Origin of the sequence: Halomonas sp. THAF5a, assembly GCF_009363755.1 — a bacterium.
Lineage (GTDB): Bacteria > Pseudomonadota > Gammaproteobacteria > Pseudomonadales > Halomonadaceae > Halomonas.
This window is the reverse complement of sequence record NZ_CP045417.1, coordinates 3429205-3447102: the sequence shown is the minus strand read 5'-3', so window position 1 is coordinate 3447102 and position 17898 is coordinate 3429205. Positions and strand designations below refer to the sequence as shown.

Annotated in this window: 20 protein-coding genes; 10 read left to right on the top strand and 10 right to left on the bottom strand. The window is 71.2% G+C overall.

What is annotated here, in order from left to right:
- The first annotated feature begins 30 nt into the window (after positions 1-30).
- Positions 31-351 (top strand): I78 family peptidase inhibitor, encoded by a 321-nt coding sequence (locus FIU83_RS15610; RefSeq protein ID WP_152484900.1) that lies wholly within the window; start codon positions 31-33, stop codon positions 349-351.
- A 13-nt stretch (positions 352-364) separates the two neighbouring features.
- Here the strand turns inward: FIU83_RS15610 and FIU83_RS15605 are convergent, their stop codons facing one another.
- From FIU83_RS15605 to FIU83_RS15590, 4 genes are all read right to left on the bottom strand, one after another.
- Entirely contained in the window at positions 365-868 is a 504-nt protein-coding gene (locus FIU83_RS15605) for an acyl-CoA thioesterase (RefSeq protein WP_152484899.1), read from the bottom strand.
- Between the two features lie 90 nt (positions 869-958).
- Positions 959-2269 carry a short-chain fatty acid transporter gene (locus FIU83_RS15600; RefSeq protein ID WP_152484898.1) on the bottom strand — a complete coding sequence of 437 codons (1311 nt, stop codon included), beginning with the start codon at positions 2267-2269 and terminating at the stop codon, positions 959-961.
- Positions 2270-2339: 70 nt separating this feature from the next.
- Complete coding sequence (locus FIU83_RS15595) at positions 2340-3704, bottom strand: MATE family efflux transporter (protein WP_152484897.1); 1365 nt, start codon at positions 3702-3704, stop codon at positions 2340-2342.
- Positions 3705-3804: 100 nt separating this feature from the next.
- Positions 3805-4407 carry a porin family protein gene (locus FIU83_RS15590; protein WP_152484896.1) on the bottom strand — a complete coding sequence of 201 codons (603 nt, stop codon included), beginning with the start codon at positions 4405-4407 and terminating at the stop codon, positions 3805-3807.
- Positions 4408-4608: 201 nt separating this feature from the next.
- Between FIU83_RS15590 and FIU83_RS15585 the strand changes: the two genes are divergently transcribed.
- Positions 4609-4932: a hypothetical protein gene (locus tag FIU83_RS15585; RefSeq protein ID WP_216645042.1), complete on the top strand. Its 324-nt coding sequence runs from the start codon at positions 4609-4611 to the stop codon at positions 4930-4932.
- Positions 4933-5061: 129 nt separating this feature from the next.
- Here FIU83_RS15585 and FIU83_RS15580 read toward each other — a convergent pair whose 3' ends face one another.
- The 3 genes from FIU83_RS15580 to FIU83_RS15570 all read right to left on the bottom strand — a co-directional run bounded on the left by FIU83_RS15580 (position 5062) and on the right by FIU83_RS15570 (position 7741).
- A complete protein-coding gene (locus FIU83_RS15580) occupies positions 5062-5310 on the bottom strand; it encodes a YfhL family 4Fe-4S dicluster ferredoxin (RefSeq protein WP_152484895.1) in 249 nt (82 codons plus the stop codon).
- A gap of 62 nt (positions 5311-5372) precedes the next feature.
- Complete coding sequence (gene coaD / locus FIU83_RS15575; protein WP_152484894.1) at positions 5373-5852, bottom strand: pantetheine-phosphate adenylyltransferase; 480 nt, start codon at positions 5850-5852, stop codon at positions 5373-5375.
- A complete protein-coding gene (locus FIU83_RS15570; protein ID WP_152485405.1) occupies positions 5849-7741 on the bottom strand; it encodes a beta-ketoacyl synthase in 1893 nt (630 codons plus the stop codon). Before FIU83_RS15570 ends, coaD begins: the two co-directional genes overlap by 4 nt.
- A gap of 192 nt (positions 7742-7933) precedes the next feature.
- Between FIU83_RS15570 and FIU83_RS15565 the strand changes: the two genes are divergently transcribed.
- Positions 7934-8629, top strand: coding sequence for a tRNA (guanosine(46)-N(7))-methyltransferase TrmB (locus FIU83_RS15565; protein WP_152484893.1), 696 nt, complete (start codon positions 7934-7936; stop codon positions 8627-8629).
- Positions 8630-8658: 29 nt separating this feature from the next.
- Here the strand turns inward: FIU83_RS15565 and FIU83_RS15560 are convergent, their stop codons facing one another.
- Entirely contained in the window at positions 8659-9552 is an 894-nt protein-coding gene (locus tag FIU83_RS15560) for a LysR family transcriptional regulator (RefSeq protein WP_152484892.1), read from the bottom strand.
- A 118-nt stretch (positions 9553-9670) separates the two neighbouring features.
- On the opposite strand from FIU83_RS15560, the gene FIU83_RS15555 reads away from it, so the two are divergent.
- The 6 genes from FIU83_RS15555 to aroQ all read left to right on the top strand — a co-directional run bounded on the left by FIU83_RS15555 (position 9671) and on the right by aroQ (position 15876).
- On the top strand, positions 9671-10090 hold the full coding sequence (locus FIU83_RS15555; protein WP_152485404.1) for a PACE efflux transporter: 420 nt from the start codon (positions 9671-9673) through the stop codon (positions 10088-10090).
- Complete coding sequence (locus FIU83_RS15550) at positions 10087-10416, top strand: multidrug efflux SMR transporter (protein WP_152484891.1); 330 nt, start codon at positions 10087-10089, stop codon at positions 10414-10416. The genes FIU83_RS15555 and FIU83_RS15550 overlap by 4 nt, the downstream gene beginning before the upstream one ends.
- 31 nt (positions 10417-10447) lie before the next feature.
- A complete protein-coding gene (gene dacB / locus FIU83_RS15545) occupies positions 10448-11881 on the top strand; it encodes a D-alanyl-D-alanine carboxypeptidase/D-alanyl-D-alanine-endopeptidase (protein ID WP_152484890.1) in 1434 nt (477 codons plus the stop codon).
- A gap of 72 nt (positions 11882-11953) precedes the next feature.
- Positions 11954-12325, top strand: coding sequence for a diacylglycerol kinase (locus FIU83_RS15540; RefSeq protein WP_152484889.1), 372 nt, complete (start codon positions 11954-11956; stop codon positions 12323-12325).
- Positions 12326-12401: 76 nt separating this feature from the next.
- Entirely contained in the window at positions 12402-15380 is a 2979-nt protein-coding gene (gene glnE, locus FIU83_RS15535) for a bifunctional [glutamate--ammonia ligase]-adenylyl-L-tyrosine phosphorylase/[glutamate--ammonia-ligase] adenylyltransferase (protein WP_152484888.1), read from the top strand.
- 64 nt (positions 15381-15444) lie between these two features.
- Positions 15445-15876, top strand: coding sequence for a type II 3-dehydroquinate dehydratase (gene aroQ / locus FIU83_RS15530; protein WP_152484887.1), 432 nt, complete (start codon positions 15445-15447; stop codon positions 15874-15876).
- 88 nt (positions 15877-15964) lie between these two features.
- On the opposite strand, the gene FIU83_RS15525 is transcribed toward aroQ, so the two are convergent.
- Complete coding sequence (locus FIU83_RS15525) at positions 15965-16378, bottom strand: hypothetical protein (protein ID WP_152484886.1); 414 nt, start codon at positions 16376-16378, stop codon at positions 15965-15967.
- Positions 16379-16516: 138 nt separating this feature from the next.
- A complete protein-coding gene (locus FIU83_RS15520; protein ID WP_152484885.1) occupies positions 16517-17512 on the bottom strand; it encodes an LLM class flavin-dependent oxidoreductase in 996 nt (331 codons plus the stop codon).
- A 165-nt stretch (positions 17513-17677) separates the two neighbouring features.
- Between FIU83_RS15520 and FIU83_RS15515 the strand changes: the two genes are divergently transcribed.
- Positions 17678-17869, top strand: a complete 192-nt coding sequence (locus tag FIU83_RS15515) for a hypothetical protein (protein ID WP_152484884.1) — start codon at positions 17678-17680, stop codon at positions 17867-17869.
- Positions 17870-17898: the final 29 nt, after the last annotated feature.

Below are 17898 nucleotides of genomic sequence, written 5' to 3'. Positions count from 1 at the left end.
CGGGGCCCCATCATGGAAGAGGAGACGCCCATGCCATCGAAGGCCCTCTCGGCGCTCGTCGCTGCCCTGCTGCTGGCCGGCTGTGCTGGCGGATCGACCACACCCGATCCGGCGCCCGCGCCGCCGCCGCCCGGCCTGGCCGCTGGCAACGACTGCGATACCTCCGCGCTCCAGGCGCGGGTCGGGCAGCGCTTCACCGCCGCCCTCGGCGAGACCCTCCAGGCCGAGAGCGGCGCGGCCACCCTGAGGGTGCTGCATCCCGGCACGGTCGCCACCCTCGATTACCGCCGGGATCGCCTCAACGTGCGCCTGGACGATCGCGATCGCATCACCGCCATCGACTGCGGCTGAGCGCCATCGTCGCTCAGCGCTCGGCGTGCTCCTCCTGGGTACGGCGTTCCTCCTCCTCGGCCTGCTTGCGCAGCTTCTTGCGCAGGGCCGCCTTCTCGAAGCGCAGCTTCTGCAGCGAGGTCTCCAGCCGCAGCGGCGGCACCCGCGCCGGCTTGCCGTGGGCGTCGACGGCGACCATGGTCAGGTAGCAGCTGTTGGTGTGGCGGATCATCTTCTGGCGGATGTCCTCGGCGACCACCTTGATACCGATCTCCATGGAGGAGCGGCCCACGTGGTTGACGCTGGCCAGGAAGGTGACCAGCTCGCCGACGTGGATCGGCTGCTTGAACAGCACCTGATCGACGGAGAGCGTCACCACGTAGTGGCCGGCGTAGCGGCTGGCGCAGGCGTAGGCCACCTCGTCGAGCTTCTTCAGGATGGCACCGCCGTGCACCTTGCCGCTGAAGTTGGCCATGTCGGGGGTCATCAGCACGGTCATCGAGAGTTCGTGCTGGCCGGGGAGGGTCTGGTCGTCCATCGCGTCGGTCTCGTGAGGGTTTCATGAAGCATAACGCCTCGCCCCCGGCAGCGGGAGCGAGGCGTTGCGGTGGGCAGCGTCAGGAGCGGCTCAGAACCAGCTCAGGCCGATGGTGATGATGATGCCGGTGATCAGCAGCTGGATCAGGCAGAAGCCCATGATGTCCTTGGCCTTGAGGCCGGCGATCCCCAGCACCGGCAGGGCCCAGAAGGGCTGCAGCAGGTTGGTCCAGGCGTCGCCCCAGGCCACGGCCATGGCCACCCGGGGGATGTCCACGCCCAGCGCCTGGGCGGCCGGCAGCATCACCGGCGCCTGCACGGCCCACTGGCCGCCGCCGGAGGGCACGAAGATGTTGACGATGCCGGCGCTGATGAAGGACCAGAAGGGCAGGGTCGCCTCGGTGGCAAACGAGATCAGCGCGCTGGAGAGGGTCTCGGCGAGTCCCGACTGCACCATGATCGCCATGATCCCGGCGTAGAAGGGGAACTGGATGACGATGCCGGCGCCGCCCTTGATCGCCTCCTGCAGGCTGTTGAGCAGGCTCTGGGGCGTGCGGTGGAGCACGATCGCCAGGAACAGGAACAGCAGGTTCACCACGTTAAGGTTGAGGCCGCCGCCGCGCAGCAGGAAGTGGTCGACCAGGAACAGCAGGCCCGGGATGCCGACCAGCCAGGCCAGCGTGGTGCTGTTCTCGAGCCGCTCCGCCGGGCGAGCGATGCGCGGCCTGGCCGTCTCGGTCTCGCCGAGCAGGGCGGGGTCGATGTAGACGCTCTCCTTCTCGTCCGGGAGCATCAGCCGGTTGACCAGCGGCACCGCCACGAACAGGCAGAGCACGATGGCGATGTTGAACAGCGAGAAGATGGTCTCGCCAGTGCCGATCACGCCGATCTGCTCGGCGGTGAAGTGCCCCTCGGTGGCGATGGTCAGGGGGATCGAGCCGGCGAGCCCGCCGTGCCAGACCACGAAGCCAGAGTAGGCGCTGGCTACCAGCAGGCGATAGTCCACCTTGATCTGGCGGGCCAGCTCCTTGGCGAACAGCGCGCCGACCACCAGGCCGAAGCCCCAGTTGATCCAGCTGGCGGCCAGCGAGACCAGGGTCACCAGCAGGATGGCGGCGCCGGCGTTGTTGGCCAGGCCGGCCAGGCGCTGCAGCAGGCGGCTGACGGGGGGAGAGCTCGCCAGCATGAAGCCGGTGACCAGCACCAGCAGCATCTGCATCGAGAAGGTCAGCAGGTTCCAGAAGCCGTCCCCCCAGAAGCGCAGCACCGCCAGCGGCGTCTGGCGCTCCACGGCGATGGCCGCGGCGGCGGCAATGACCGTCAGCAGCAGCACGAAGATGTAGGGGTCGGGCAGGTACTTCTCGACCAGCTTCACGGCCGGCCGCGATAGAGCCTTGAGCATGAGGGTTCCCTTGTTCTGTTGTGGTGTATGGCGTGCCCGACAGAACGTATCGCAACCTCAGAGGCTTGTGCTACCCGGGGCGGGGCGCATCGTCAACGGGGGCGGCCGTCGCGTCATGGCACCAGCGGGTGCGGCGATGGTGGCGGTAGTAGGCGGCGAGGACCCCGGAGCGCACGGCGGCGAAGGCCAGGAAGGCGAGCCACAGGCCGTGGTTGCCGAGCCCCTGGGTGAGCCACCAGAGCGGCAGGTAGACGGCGAGGGCGGCGAAGATGCTGTTGCGCATCTCGCGGATCGCGGTCGCGCCGATGAAGACGCCGTCCAGCAGATAGCTCCAGACTGCCACCAGCGGCATGACGACCATCCAGGGCAGGTAGGCGCCGGCTGTCTCCCGCACCTCCGGCAGGCCGGTGAGCAGCGCGATCAGCCCCTCGCCGCCCAGGGCGAAGGCCAGGGCGGCCGCGGTGGCGGTGATCAGCGAGAAGCGCGCGGCGCTGCCGACCACCTCGCCGAACTCGTCGAAGCGCCGGCGCCCCACGGCCCGCCCGGTGAGCGCCTCGGCGGCATGGGCGAAGCCGTCCAGGGCGTAGCTGGTCAGCATGATGAACTGCAGCAGCACGGCGTTGGCGGCCAGCACGATGTCGCCCTGGGCGGCGCCCCGGGAGGTGAAGAAGGCCATGGCGAAGAGCAGGCCCAGGGTGCGCACGAAGAGGTTGGCGTTGACCGAGAAGAGCTCGCCGTAGGCGGATAGCCGCAGCAGCCGGCTGCGCCGGAAGCGCCCGGCGAGCCCCCGGAGCTGGCGCGCGACCAGCCACAGGCCGAAGGCCAGCGCCGTGTAGTCGGCGATCACCGTGGCCCAGGCCACGCCGTCGCTGGTCATGCCGAGCCCCACCACGAACAGCAGGTCCAGGGCGATGTTGACGCCGTTGGTCAGCACCAGGATGGCCAGCGTCACCCGCGAGTTCTGCTGGCCGAGGAACCAGCCGAGGATGGCGTAGTTGGCCAGCACCGCCGGCGCCGAGAGCAGGCGGATGCGGGCATATTCCGCGGCCAGCTCGGTGGCCGCCGCGCTGCCGTCGAGCAGCCACAGCCCGAACCGCACCAGCGGCTCGCCGGCCAGTATCAGCGCCAGGCCGATCCCCAGGGCGAGCAGCAGCGACTGGCCGAGCAGGTTGCGCACCTCGCCATCCGCCTCGCGCCCCGCCGCCTGGGAGGTGAGGCCGGTGGTGCCCATGCGCAGGAAGCCGAAGCCCCAGTAGAGGAAGCCGAACAGCGTGGCGCCGAGGGTCACCCCGGCGAGATAGCGCGAGTCGGGCAGGTGGCCGACCACGGCGGTATCGACGAGCCCCAGCAGTGGCACGGTGATGTTGGAGAGGATGATCGGCCAGGCCAGCGCCCAGATGCGCGTCGGTGCCCCGGCGGTCTTGGTCGACGTCACGGCGGTCCCTCGAGGGTCAAACGCGCCAGGGTGTCGTGTCCCGCCCCGTAACGCAACGGCCCCGCCGGAAAGCGGGGCCGTCAGGCGGGGCGGGTGGCGATCAGAAATGGTAGCCGACGCTGGCGGAGAAGCGGTCGATCTCGACGTCCTCGCCGCTCTCGCCGATGTCGTAGCGCTCGTACTCGCCGCGTATCAGCAGGCGCTGGATCGCGTACTCGGCGCCGATGCCATAGAAGGGATCGGTCCCCTCCTCGTCGGCGCCGACGTCGTAGGGTTGGCCGTCGATCTCGGCGTCGAGGTCGAGGTCCGTGTCGTAGGCGATCACGCCCAGCTTGCCGTGGAGGCTGAATCCGTTCGCGATGGGCAGCCTGCCGATCAGCGCCGCCGTGACGCCCTCCATGCCTGGCGTGCCTCCGGCGCCGTCGGCCCCGCGGGTGGAGGCTTCGCCGAGGTCCATATGGCCGGCCTCGACGGCCACGTGGGGGGTGAACCGGTAGCCGGCCAACAGCGTGTATCCGGTATCGCTGTCATCGGCGTTCGCACCGAGGCGCTCGAGTCCGTCGAGGGGCGCGTTGTCCAGTGTGGCGTGGCCGATGCCGGCGCCCAGGTAGGGGCCCTCGTGCGGGCCACTCCGCCTTTCCTGGGCGAGGGCAGGGACGGCGAGGAGGGTGGCCAGGGCGGCGATGGCGAGCAGGCGTGTCATCAGACGCTCCTCGGGATGGAGCGGGCAGCGCCCGCGCTACTGGGCAGGGGGCAAAAGCCAGCTACCCTGTTAGGGAACCCTGTGAACTTGTGTAACTTATGGTGAGTCTAGGCGCTGGTCCGCAGGTGCGCCACGCGCAGGCCAGGGCCACGAGGGCCGGGATTCGCCGGTGGGGGCAAGTCATCCGCATGAGGAGTGAACATGATGAAGCGACTGGGCAAGCGCATGATGGTCGGCCTGACGGTCACGGGACTGCTGCTGGGCAGCCTGCCGGCCATGGCCGTCGGCGACGATGACGGGATCCGGCCGAGCGGCGGGGCGATGGTGGCCGATGCCCTGCTCGCCCGACCGCTGCTGGCGGTGGCCACGCTGGGCGGCACGGCGGTCTTCCTGGTCTCGCTGCCGTTCTCGGCCCTGGGCGGCAACGTCGACACCGCCGCCGAGACCCTGATCAAGACGCCCGCCGAGGCGACGTTCCGCCGCTGCCTGGGGTGCGAGATCAGCCGGCGCGCCGACGAGATGTAGGTCGTGGTGCAGGTCCGTGCCGGGCCGTCTCGACGGACCCACGAGAACGGCGCCCCGCTTGATGAGCGGGGCGCCGTTCTCGTGCCGGAGGCACGTGCGGGATTCAGCGGGGCGAGGCGTCCGGCGAGATCAGGCCGCCGTGATGACGCGGTACTTCTCCATCAGCTCGTCACGGCTCTCGGCATGCGCCGGGTCCAGCGGGATGCAGTCCACCGGGCAGACCTGCTGGCACTGCGGCTCGTCGTAGTGGCCGACGCACTCGGTGCACAGGTTGGGGTCGATGACGTAGATCTCTTCCCCCGGCGAGATGGCGCCGTTGGGGCATTCGGGTTCGCAGACGTCGCAGTTGATGCACTCGTCGGTGATCATCAGGGCCATGGGGTACCTCACGGAAGTCGCTGGCCGGCAAGCGGGCTCGGGCACAATCCCGAGCGCCGGAGTCAGGCATTGTAATGGCTGTTCAGCGTCTCGGCGACCCTGGGGTGCACGTGCTGGGAGACATCGCCGCCGAGGCGGGCGATCTCGCGGACCAGCGTGGAGGAGATGTAGGAGTTCTCGACCTCGGGCGTCAGGAAGACGGTCTCGAGCTCGGGCATCTGGGCGCGATTCATGTTGGCCAGCTGCAGCTCGTACTCGAAGTCGGAGACCGCGCGCAGGCCGCGCAGCAGCACCCGGGCCTGTCGCTGCTTCATGAACTCGGTCATCAGCCCCGAGAAGCCGACCACCTCGACGTTGTCGAGCCCGGCCACGACCTCCCGGGCCAGACTGATGCGGGTGTCGAGGTCCAGGGCCGGCCCCTTGCCGGGGCTGGTGGCGATGGCCACGACCACCGTGTCGAAGAGCCGGGCGGCCCGCTCGATGAGGTCGAGATGGCCGTTGGTGATGGGGTCGAAGGTCCCCGGGTAGACGGCGGTGGTCATGCGTCTTCCTCGTCCTCCAGGCGTCCGAAGGGGTTGTCCACGGCCAGCGAGACCGGCCAGGCGTAGCCGGGGATATGGATCCGGTCGCGGCCCACCTCGAGCTCCGGGCCCTCCAGCACGCCTTCGCCGAAGCGGTAGCGGGCCTGGAAATGGCCGCGGTCGGCGCTGTCCTGGTAGGCCGCGGCGACCTCGCGGGTGGCCTCGCGGCGCGCCCGCCAGTCGCTCATCGCGGCCTCGCCGTGGCGCTTGGCCAGCAGCCGTTCGGTGACCGCGGGGGAGAGCACCACGCCGGTGGCGTTGTTGCCGCCGAAGCCCTTGGCGTTGATGAAGGCGGCGTCCGCGGTGAAGGGCAGCGGGTCGCGGAACAGCCGCAGATGCTCGGCGTGCACGTCGTCGGCGACGGCGTCCAGGGTGAAGATGCCGGGCAGCAGGCCGTGGGCGAAGCTGCCCAGGGCGCTGGTCAGCTGGTCCCCGGCGGCGCTGCCCTGGGCATGGCCGACGAAGGCCTTCACCGCCACCACCGGCCAGTCGGTGATGCCGTGGGCGCGGGCCACCCGGTCGAAGACGTGGGACTCGGTGGTGCGGTTCTTGGGCGTGCTGGTGCCGTGGGCGTGCAGGAAGGTGCGCTGGCGCAGGGCGGTCTCGCCGAGCATGTCGCGCACCAGCGCGGCCGCCTTGGCCAGCGAGATGTAGTTGCCGATGCCCGGGGCCGAGATCGAGCGCTTCCAGCCGTCGGCGTTGACGAACACCCCCGGCACGCTGCCGAGGATGTCGGCGCCGAGCTCCAGCGCCAGGGCGTCGTCCATCAGCATCACGAACTGGCTGGACTCGCCCATGGTGAAGCCGCAGTTGCGGGCGAAGGGGCGGCAGGCGCGCTGGTAGTCCGCGTCGGTGAGCAGCTCGAGCGCGTCCAGGGCCTTGAGGCCGTCGTCGTCGGCCAGCGCTCCCATGCTGCGGAAGCCCTCGATGATCTCGGGGGTGATCGGGGCGTCGGCGGTGCCGACCATCACCACCCGACGGCGGCCGGCGCGGATGTCGTCCACGCCCAGGCGCAGGTTGTAGAGGAAGCTGGCGCAGGCGCCCAGCGCCGCGCCGGTGCCGCCTACGCTGCCGAGCACGTAGGCGTTGAGGAAGTCGGCGGGCATCTGGCCGTAGCCCAGCGGCATCTGCTTGGAGGTGGCGCGCTTGCCGGCGCTGAAGCTCTTGAGCAGTCCGCCCCAGCCCTCGTCGTCGAGCTGGCCGATGGAGTTGCCGGCATAGACGGCGATCTCGTCGGGATCCAGGCGGTCGCGCAGGTCGTCCCACTCCAGGCCGCTGTCGCCCAGGCAGTCGCTGGCGGCGAAGACCGTCATCGCCAGGCCGCGGGGGTGGTGCACGCTGCGATAGAGGCGGCTCGGCTCGAACCCGGTCGGCAGCTGGCCGGCGGCGCGCACCTGAGCCTGTCGCGTCTCGGGCAGCATCACGTCCATGCTGCCGGCCGGCACGGTGACCTCCAGATGCTGGCGGTCGAGCTCGCGTACCTGCCAGGTGGCCGGCAGGTCGTCGGGGAGCTGGCGGCGGCGGATGCGGAAGGTCAGCGGTGCGTCGAGGGCGAGGCTCGCCTTGCGGTTGGCCGGCAGGCCCTCCTCGTTGAAGCGCGCGTCCTCGATGCGCCGGACCAGGGTATGGTCGAGCACCTGCTGGCGGGTCTGCTCGACGATCTCGGCGGCATCGAGGACCTGGCCCTGGGCGTCCTGCCAGGTGCCGTCGGCCTGGCCGTCGGCCAGGCGCATCATGGCCGCGAGGCCGAGCAGGGTACGGGCCTGAACGTCCTCGGGCAGGGCATCGAGCACGGTGCGGCGAAATGCCTGGTGGCCCGAGGTTCGGCCGGCGGGATTCACGCCGCCCATGCCGACGATCACCGGTAAGTGTGGCAAGCCGGATTCCTCGTTGTGCGGTTGATGTCGTGGCTGCAATGTCAGACCGTCGATGATAGCACCCGGCCCGCGTTGGCGTCATGCCGGGCCCCTGGCGCCCCTGCCTGGCACTGTCACGCGCGGCTGGTAGAATACGTCGCCCTCTCTCGCCTCGAGCCCGCCGCCATGACTGCCCGTTCGCGCGCCATCGACAGCCCCCAGACCGGTCCCCACGACGATCTCGCGCGCCGCGTGGACCGCGCCCTGGCGCACCCCCTGCGCAAGCCGTTCGCCGCCCACACCCGCGAGGCCTTCGCCGAGGCCAGCGACTGGCTCGGCGGGCGCGGCGCGGCGCCGCTGATCCTCGACGCGGGCTGCGGGGTGGGGCTCTCGAGCCGTCGGCTCGCCGAGCGCTTTCCCGACGCCTCGGTGATCGGCGTGGATCGCAGCGCCGATCGCCTCTCCCGGGACCACGGCCGCCTGCCGGACAACGCCCTGCTGGTGCGCGCCGACCTCGTGGACCTCTGGCGCCTGGCCCTGGACGCCGGCTGGCGCCCGCAGCGCCACTACCTGCTCTACCCGAACCCCTATCCCAAGGCCACGCACCTCAAGATGCGCTGGCAGGGCCACCCGGTGCTGCCGGCGATCCTGGCGCTGGGCGGGCGCCTGGAGCTGCGCTCCAACTGGCGAATCTACGTGGAGGAGTTCGCCCTGGCGGTGACCCGGGCCACCGGCGTGGCGGCCGCGGCCGAACCCTACGCGCCGGGACCCGAGTGCCTGACCCCCTTCGAGCAGAAGTACCACGCCAGCGGCCAGGCGCTGTGGCGGCTGGTGGTCGAGCTGCCCCACGCCCCGGAGCTCGTGCCCACCGGCCGGGGGTGATCGCTCGGCAGGGGGCCGACACCTCGGCCTCATCCCCCTCGGCGATCCCGGAAGCGCTCGCCCAGGGTGCGGCACAGCCAGCGGGCGATGGGGCCGTCGGCGCCGTCGCGGCGCGAGACCATCTCCACCTCGATCACCGGCGCCGTGCCGAGCCCCTCCCCCGTGAGCTCCACCAGGTCGTCGCGAAAGGGCGGGTAGCGGGCGATATGGCGCGGCACCAGCGCCCAGCCGAGCCCCCGGGTGGCGAGCTCGGCCATGGAGTAGAAGCTGTTGAGCCGCCAGAACCGGGTCGCCAGCGGTGTCCGGGCGTCGCGCTCGCCGCGTGAGGCGATCAGCAGCTGGCGGTGGGTGGCGAGGTCGTAGAGGCTCGGTGCGGGGAGTGCGGCCAGCGGGTGGGTGCGGGCTACCACCAGCGCCTGCTGCAGGTGGGCGATGCGGAGGCCTTCCAACAGCGGGCCGCGCGCCTGCTGGCTCAGCAGGATGCCGACGTCCGCGGTGCGATCCTCCACCCAGCCGGCGATGTCGCCCTGGGCGCCGTAGAGCAGCGTCAGCTGCAGCGCCGGGTAGCGATGGGCCAGCGCCTCCAGGGTCGCGTCCACCGGCGGCATCTCCACCAGGGCCTCGTCGATGGCCAGCACCAGCCGGGCCTCCTCGCCCTGGGCGATGGCCTGGGCGCGCGCCTCCAGTCGCTGGCACTGGCGGATCACCGCTCGCGCCTCGTGGAGCAGCGCCTCGCCGGCGGGCGTCAGTCGGGGCAGCCGGGCGCTGCGATCGAACAGGGGGCAGTCCAGGTCGGCCTCGAGGTGGGCGATGGCGGTGCTGATCGCCGACTGGGCGCGCCCCAGGTGGCGTGCGGCGGCGGAGAACGACCCCTGCTCGGCGCAGGCGATGAGGATCTCCAGCTGATCGAGGCTCCAGCGCATGAGCGACCTATCTGTTTTCCTGATGGATTCTAACTCGTATCCATCGCCATCATGGCTAGAATGCGGGCCATCGTCGAGGCCCGCGGGCCTCGGCCGTCCAAGGTGATGGAGGTGCATGATGCGTTCCTGGAAAGAGCGCGTGACCCACATGGTGCTGTTCGAGGCGATCGGCCTCGTCATCGTGATTCCGCTGAGCAGCGTGCTCAGCGGTCACGACACCGGGGCACTGGGCGTGCTGGCGGTGGGGCTCGCCAGCGCCGCGATGCTCTGGAACCTGGTCTGGAACCGGCTGTTCGATAGTTGGGTGCCGACCCGGCGGCGCACCCTGGTCCAGCGCATCGCCCAAGCGCTGGGCTTCGAGCTCGGCCTGCTTGTCGCCACCCTGCCGGTGGTGGCCTGGTGGCTCGAGATCGGCCTGGTCGAGGCCTTCTGGCTGGATCTCGGCTTCATGCTCTTCTTCCTGGGCTACGCCCTGGTCTTCAACACGGCGTTCGATCGCGTGATGCGTCGCCGGCTGACACAACGGGAGGCAACATGACCTATCTCTATCTGGCTCTCGCCATCGTCGCCGAGGTGGTCGCCACCAGCGCGCTGAAGTCCTCGGCCGGCTTCACGCGGCTGTGGCCCAGCCTGCTGGTGCTGGCCGGTTACGGGCTCGCCTTCTACCTGCTCGCCCTGGTGCTGAAGACGCTGCCGGTGGGCATCGCCTACGCCTTCTGGGCCGGGCTCGGCATCGTGCTGGTGACCCTGGTGGGGATCCTGGTCTACGGCGAGAAGCCGGACCTGCCGGCGCTGCTGGGCCTTTCGATGATCGTTGGCGGCGTGGTGGTGATTCAGGTGTTCTCTTCCGTCTCCGCCCATTAAGCTGACGCCTCCCGTACGCCCCGGAGGTTCCATGTTCCGCCGATCGCTCTGCTGTGCCCTGCTCGCGCTGCTGCCCCTGCTCGCCGAGGCGAGCGGTTTCTCGCGTCTCGCCGAGCTGACCGATCGAGGCTTTCTGGTCGGCGCCGAGGCGCGACTGCTCGGCAGCGGCGAGCGCCTGGGAGCCATCGAGCCCGAGCGCCAGCTCTCGCCGGCCTCGGTCTCCAAGATCTACGTGGCGGCGGCGGCGCTGGAGCGCTTCGGTCCCCAGCATCGCTTCACCAGCCGGCTGGTGAGCACGGCCGCGCCCGACGCCGAGGGGGTGCTGGCCGGCGACCTGATCTTCGACGGCGGCGGCGACCCTGCCCTGACCAGCGAGGACCTGTGGCGCCTGGTGCAGCGCCTCCACCAGGCCGGGGTGCGGCGGGTCGAGGGGCGGCTGGTGATCAGCCAGTGGCGCTACGGGCCGGTCGCCTGCCTGACCACCGACCGCTGCCAGGCCCACTCCCGGGTGGCCAACGCCTACAGCGCACTGCTCTCCTCGGCGGGGGTCAACTTCGGCAGCTGGTGCGTCGCCGTGGCGCCCGCCGTCGCGCCCGGCCAGCCGGCACGCATCAACAGCTGCGACAGCCGCTCGCCGATCGTCGAGATCGACAACCGCGTCGAGACCCTGCCCGACGACAGCGGCACCGAGCTCAGCGCCGAGCGGATACTGGGCGACAGCGGCGACGTCATGGTGCTGCGCGGGCAGATCTCCACCAACGCCCGGCCGCGTCACGTCTACCGGGCGAGCTCCGACCCGGCCCGCCAGACCGCCCACACCCTGCAGGCGATGCTCCAGCAGGCCGGTATCGCGCTCGACGGCGGCGTCGCGGTGGTGGCCAGCGAGCCGCCGGCCGAGGCCCGTCGGCTGGCGGCGGTGGAGGGCGAGCCGCTGCAGGAGCTGCTGCTGAGGACCCTCAACTACTCCAACAACTTCATGGCCGATGTGCTGGCCCTGAACCTGGTCGAGACGCCGCGGGCGAGCCTCGAGCAGGGCGGGGCGGCGCTCGAGGCCTTCGCGGCCGGGATCCCCGGCCACGGCCCCATCACCCTGCGCAGCGGCAGCGGCCTGACCCCCGAGAATCGCACCTCGGCCGCCGGAGTGACGGCCCTGCTGGAGCGCATGTACCATCGCCCGGCGCTGTTCCCGAGCTTCGTCGCCGCCCTGCAGTCGCCAGGCAACGGCGTGATGCGCTTCCTGCGGCGCGGCTCGCCCACCTTCCAGCACCACGTCATGCTCAAGACCGGCACCCTCAACCAGCCGGTGGCGGTGCGCGCCGTGGGCGGCTATTTCCGCACCCGCTCCGGGCAGTGGGGGGTGTTCAGCGCCCTGGTCAACGGCACCGCCTCGACGCCCTGGCTCAACTGGCGCCAGGTGCTCGATCCCCTGGCCGCCGACCTCGAGGCGATGATCGAGGCCCACTGAGTCCCTAAGCCCTAAGCCCTAATCCCTAAGCCCTAAGCCCTAAGCCCTAAGCCCTGCCCTGGAGCGACCGACATGAAGCCTGGATATACCGGCTGGCGCCACCTGATCCACTCGACCCGCTACTCGCTCAAGGGGCTCTCCGCGGCCTTTCGCCACGAGGCGGCGTTTCGCCAGGAAGTGCTGGCCTGCCTGCTGCTGCTGCCGCTGGCGGTGTGGATCGGCGAGGCGCCGGTGGAGTGGATCCTGCTGGTGGGCAGCTGCCTGCTGGTGCTGATCGTCGAGCTGCTCAACAGCGCCGTGGAGTGCGCCGTGGACCGCATCGGCCCGGAGCGTCACGAGCTCGCCGGCCGGGCCAAGGACATCGGCTCGGCGGCCGTGATGCTCACACTCGCCCTCGCCGGGCTGACCTGGGGCCTGCTGGCCTGGCAGAAATTCCTCGCCTGAGGCGTGCGGCCGGGGTATGGGGCGGGGGCGGCTTCGCTTATGCTGAAGGCATTCGAGAACCGGATGCGAGACGCCCATGGCCCTGCCCGACGACTTCCTGCCGCTGGATGACATCCCCGAGCCGCTGAAGGCTCCCCTGGCGCAAACCCGCGACCGGCTGGCGAGCGCCCTCGGCGAGGCTGAGAACCTGGCCGGGATGACCGGGGGCGACTCCCCGCTGGAGGGCTGGCTGGCGCTGTCGGACGAGCGTCGCCGGCAGCTCGCCCGGGTGCTCGCCATCTCGTCCTTCGTCGCCGAGACCCTGGTGCGCGACCCCGAGTGGCTGCTGCACCTGGACGCCAGCGGCGAGCTCGACGAGCCGCCCTCGGCGGAGGCGCTGCGCCAGTGGCTCGACGAGCGGCTCGAGGCCGCCGAGGACGAGGCGGCCCTGCAGGCCGCCATTCGCCGCTTTCGCCGCGCGCGCATGCTGGGCATCGTCTGGCGCGACCTGACCCGTCCGCCGGGGCTGGACATGTGGGGCACCGCGGCCAGCGTGTCGCGGCTCGCCGAGACCTGCCTGGAGGGAGCGCTCGGCTGGCTGGAGGCCCATGTCGCCCCGCGCTGGGGACGGCCCGCGCCGCGACGCGACGGCAGCGAGCAGCGCCTGGTGGTGCTCGGCATGGGCAAGCTCGGCGCCGGCGAGCTCAACCTCTCCTCCGACATCGACCTGATCTTCGCCTTCCCCGAGAAGGGCGAGACCGAAGGCGGTCGCAAGTCCCTGGAGCATCAGGAGTACTTCACCAAGCTCGGCCAGAAGCTGATCGCCGCCCTCGACGCCGTGACCGCCGACGGCTTCGCCTTTCGCGTCGACATGCGCCTGCGCCCGCTGGGCGACGGCGGGCCGCTGGTGGGCGGCTTCGCCTCCCTGACCGGCTACTACCAGGACCAGGGGCGCGAGTGGGAGCGCTACGCCATGCTCAAGGCGCGCCCGGTGGCCGGCGATCTGGAGGCCGGCGCCGAGCTGCTGGCGAGCCTGCGCCCCTTCGTCTACCGCAAGTACCTCGACTTCGGCGCCATCGAGTCGCTGCGCGAGCTCAAGGCGATGATCAATCGCGAGGTGCGCCGGCGCAGCATGCAGGGCAACATCAAGCTCGGCCCCGGCGGCATCCGCGAGGTGGAGTTCGTGGTCCAGGCCTTCCAGCTGATCCGCGGCGGCCGCGATACCGAGCTGCAGGTCACCTCGCTCGAGACGGCCCTGTCACGCCTGCCCGAGCTCGGCCTGCTGCCTGTCGAGGTGGTCGACGAGCTGACCCCGGACTACGTCTTCCTGCGCGACCTGGAGCATGCGCTGCAGGCCCTGGAGGACCGCCAGACCCAGACCCTGCCCGAGGACGACGTCGACCGCGAGCGGGTGGCCCTGGCGCTGGACATGCAGGACTGGCCGGCGCTGATGGCGCGGCTCGACGAGGTGCGCGAGCGGGTGCGCCGCCACTTCGATGCCGTGATCGCCGAGCCCGAGGAGGAGGTCGAGGAGGACGACGCCCCCGAGGCCACCGACGCCGCGAGCCTCGAGGAGTGGCGCGCCCTGTGGCGCGGCGAGCTGGACGAGGACGAGGCGACGTCGCTGCTCGAGGAGGCCGGCATGGCCGAGCCCGAGGTCGCCGTGCGCCGGCTGCGCACCCTGCGCCAGGCCCGCCCGGTGAAGGCCATGCAGCGCATCGGCTTCGAGCGCCTCGATGCCCTGATGCCGCTGCTGCTCGACGCCGTGGCCGCGAGCGACGCCCCGGACACCGCCCTGGAGCGGGTGCTGCCGCTGATCGAGGCGGTGCTGCGCCGCACCGCCTACCTGGCGCTGCTGCGCGAGAACCCGGAGGCCCTGGGCCACCTGATGACGCTGTGCAGCGCCAGTCCCTGGATCGCCGACCAGCTCGCGCGCCACCCCATCCTGCTCGACGAGCTGCTGACCCCGGAGACCCTCTACACCCCCGCCGACAAGGCGCGCCTGGCCGACGAGCTGCGCCAGGCCCTGGGGCGGATTCCCGAGGACGACGAGGAGGCCCAGCTCGAGGCCCTGCGGGTCTTCAAGCACGCCCAGGTGCTGCACGTGGCGGCCTCTGACATCGCCGGCACCCGCCACCTGATGAAGGTCAGCGACTACCTCACCTACATCGCCGAGGTGGTGCTGGAGGCGGTGGTGGCCATGGCCTGGCAGCACCTGACCCGCAAGCACGGCTTCCCGGAGCGGCGCGGCGGGGGACGCTGCGGCCGCGCACCGGAGTTCCTGGTGGTCGGCTACGGCAAGCTCGGCGGCATCGAGCTCGGCTACGGCTCCGACCTGGACCTGGTGTTCCTCCACGACGGCGCCACCCAGGGCAGCACCGACGGCGCGCGGCCCATCGACAACGCCGTCTTCTTCACCCGTCTCGGCCAGCGCATCATCCACCTGCTCACCGCCGTGACCCCGGCGGGCAGCCTCTACGAGGTCGACATGCGCCTGCGCCCCTCGGGCAACTCGGGGCTCCTGGTCTCGACCCTGGATGCCTTCGCCGACTACCAGCGCGAGCAGGCCTGGACGTGGGAGCACCAGGCGCTGGTGCGGGCCCGGGTGGTGGCCGGCGACCCCGCGCTCGCCGAGCGCTTCGACGCGCTGCGCCGCGAGATCCTCGGCCGCGAGCGCGACCTCGCGGCCCTGCGCGAGGAGGTGGTGAAGATGCGCCACAAGATGCGCGACCACCTGGGCAGCAAGGGCCAGGGTGATGACTTCGACCTCAAGCATGACCCCGGCGGCATGGTGGATATCGAGTTTCTCTGCCAGTTCGCGGTGCTCTCCCTGGGGCGCGAGACCCCCGACCTGCTGGCCTACAGCGACAACATGCGCATCCTCGAGACCCTCGAGGCGAGCGGGCAACTGCCCGCCGAGGAGAGCCGGCGCCTGCGCGAGGCCTACCTGGCCTGTCGCACCGCCGCCCATCGCGCGGCCCTGACCGGTGACCCGGCGCGCGGGCGCAACGCCGACTTCCAGGCGCATCGCGACGCCGTCATCGCGCTCTGGCGGCGGCTGCTCGAGCCGGCGTGATCGCTGACCCGCGTCACGCCGCCATCACCCTCAAGCCGACATTACCCTCAAGGAAGGCAACGACATGCACAAGGTACTGGTCCTGCACGGCCCCAACCTCAACCTCCTCGGCACCCGGCAGCCCGAGGTCTACGGCCACGAGACCCTGGAGGACATCGACAACGGCCTCTACGAGCGAGCGGCCCTGGGCGGCTGGGAGATCACCTGCCGGCAGAGCAACCACGAGGGCGAGCTGATCGACCTCATCCAGGCTGCGCGGCTGGACGGCACCGCGGCGATCATCATCAACCCCGCCGCCTACACCCACACCTCGGTGGCGATCCTCGACGCCCTGAACGCCTTCGACGGTCGGGTGATCGAGGTGCACCTTTCCAACGTCCACCAGCGCGAGGCTTTCCGCCACCACTCCTACGTCTCGCTGCGCGCCGACGGCGTAATCGCCGGGCTCGGCAGCCAGGGCTACCGGGCCGCCCTGGACGCGGTGATGGCGGCCTAGGGCGATGCGGCGCCCCCTCGGTCTCGCCGCCTGGCGCGAGCCCACGGCGGCCGGCGGCATCGGCTAGCCGGCGCCGGGTTGCGCGGGCCTAGTCGCGAGGGCGATCCCCGCGCGCGTCCTCCCGGACCTCATAGTCGCCCTCGAGCACCTGCTGCTCGTGGACGCCTCCCGGGCCGCGGCGGCTCTCGCGATAGCGGGTCTCCCGGTAGACCGTCTCGCGATACTGGGGGCCGCCGCCCACGTCTTGGGCCTGGTCGGCGCGCATCTGTTCCATGCGCTTCTTCATGCGGTGGCGCAGGAAGGGCATCATCGCCCAGCCCACGAGCAGGAAGAACAGCCCCAGCACCATGGCGACGATCATCATCACGCCGAACAGCAGCCAGGTGAACAGCAGCTTCAGGCCTCCCAGCGGGCCGCCCGGGCGGGTCTGGCGGGCGCGTGCCTGCCACTGCCGGGCGGCGCGCCAGGCGGCGTTGTGGCGGGGGTCACGGGAATCGGGCATGCGGAGCTCCGGAATCAAGGCGTGCGCTGGCGGTGCCGGCACATCGTGGATGGCTGCCCCTTGGAGGTCGGGGCAGGGCAATCGTTCCCAGGGTCAACGCCCTGCGCCGTAGCGCCGCGAGCGGGGAAGCGGGTCGGGTCATGCGCGCGACACCTCGGCGACCAGTTCGTAGCTGCGCAGGCGGTCCTCGGCGGCATAGACGTCGGTATGCAGCATCAGTTCGTCGGCGCCGGTCTCGTCCAGGACGCGCTCCAGGCCGTCGCGCACCGCCTCGGGGCCACCGATCACCGCCGCCCCCAGGAACTGCTCGACCTGGGCCTGCTCCCTCGGGGACCAGTCCAGCGCCTCGACGGGCGGCAGGGCGCGGGTGGGCGCGCCGCGAATCAGCCCCAGGAACTTGCGGCGCGCCGTGGAGGCGAGGTATTCGGCGTGCAGGTCGCTGTCGGCGGCGATCACCGGCAGGCCGACCATGGCGTAGGGCCGATCCAGTACCGCCGAGGGCCGGAAGTGGTCGCGATAGAGCCGGAGCGCCTCCTGGAGCCGGGCCGGGGCGAACTGGGCGGCGAAGGCGAAGGGGAGCCCCTCGCGGGCCGCCAGCCTGGCGCTGAAATCGCTGGAGCCGAGCAGCCAGCGTGGCACGTGCGTGCCCTGGCCGGGCACGGCACGCACGCGCTGGCCCGGCCGCGCCTCGCCGAGGAAGCCGTCGAGCTCGGCCAGCCGCTGGGGGAAGTCGTCGATCCCCGCCTGGGGGGCGCGACGCAGGGCGGCCATGGTGGTCGCGTCGGAGCCCGGCGCACGCCCCAGCCCCAGGTCGATGCGCCCGGGGTAGAGGGTCTCCAGGGTGCCGAACTGTTCGGCGATGACCAGCGGCGGGTGGTTGGGCAGCATGATGCCGCCGCTGCCCACGCGGATCCGCTCGGTCGCCCCGGCGACATGGCCGATCAGCACCGCGGTGGCCGCGCTGGCGATGCCCTCGATGCCGTGGTGCTCGGCGAGCCAGTAGCGGGTATAGCCGAGCCCCTCGACGTGGCGGGCCAGTGCCACGCTCTCCCGAAAGGTGTCGGCGATGGTGCTGCCCTCGCGGATCGGGGCCAGGTCGAGCACGGAGAGCGGCGTGTTGGCGAGTCGTGACATGGCGGGAAGGGCTCCGAAATTGATTAGCCTGCTTGGTTTTTATAGGTCGGGGCGCGCGGGGCGGAATGCAAGGGGCCGCGAGGGGCGTGTCGCCGTCGACGATGGTGGTCAGCGGCCGCGACAGGCCGTAAGCTCAGGGCATGATGGTGAAATCGGACTTCGACCATGTTCCCCATGCGCACCGGCCGCGACGCGCGACGTCGCGGGGCCACCCGACGACGCGCCCGCCGGCGCTGGGGCGGGTGGCGCGTCGACTGGCACGACGTCGATCGCTGGCTTGACCGGCTGGTGGTCCTGGCGGTGGGCGTGGCGCTGGTGGTGGGGGGCCTGGCCCTGATCCTCACGCTGCTGCTCTAGTCTCCCTTTCTCCCGAACGACGAAGGACA